This window comes from Pedobacter sp. PF22-3 (assembly GCF_026239555.1).
In the GTDB taxonomy this organism is placed as follows: Bacteria; Bacteroidota; Bacteroidia; order Sphingobacteriales; family Sphingobacteriaceae; genus Pedobacter.
In genome coordinates this window covers 1-693 of the sequence record NZ_JAPIVP010000049.1, presented here as the reverse complement: position 1 = coordinate 693, position 693 = coordinate 1, and the positions used below count along the sequence as shown (strand labels likewise).

At 43.9% G+C, this 693-nt stretch carries 1 protein-coding gene; it reads left to right on the top strand.

Going from position 1 to position 693, the window contains the following annotated elements; translation table 11 throughout:
- Positions 1-693 (top strand): cadherin repeat domain-containing protein (locus tag OQX63_RS23255; protein WP_265853174.1); only part of this gene is annotated, 693 nt, incomplete at both ends.

The following is a 693-nucleotide window of genomic DNA, read 5'->3' as shown; positions in this document are numbered from 1 at the left end:
CGCAAATACCCCGGCTGGTATTTATACCTTGACCTATACCATCACCGATAAACTGGATGCTTCTAAAACTTCGACCGCAACGGTAAAAGTAACGGTAGCTTCCGGAGCGATCTTAGCTAAAGATGATGCGGGAACAGCAAACTCGTTAACCGGTGGCACAGCGGTAGCCAATGTTTTAGCCAATGATGCTTATAATGGAACATCAACTGCTCCAACCTTGAATGATGTAACCATTACCAATGGCACTAACGACAGCAATGGAAAAGTAATACTTGATCCAACTACTGGAAAAGTGAGTGTTGCCGCGAATACCCCGGCTGGTATTTATACCTTGACCTATACCATCACCGATAAACTGGATGCTTCTAAAACTTCGACCGCAACGGTAAATGTAACAATAGCTTCAGGAGCTTTATTGGCTAAAGATGATACAGGTTCAGTGAACTCGGTAACCGGTGGAACTGCTATTACGAATGTTTTGGCTAATGATGCTTATAACGGCACTACTACGGCTCCAACCTTAAATGATGTAACCATCACCAATGGTACGAATGACAGCAACGGAAAAGTAATACTTGATCCAACTACTGGAAAAGTGAGTGTTGCCGCGAATACCCCGGCCGGTATTTATACCTTGACCTATACCATCACCGATAAACTGGATGCTTCTAAAACTTCGACCGCAACGGTAAA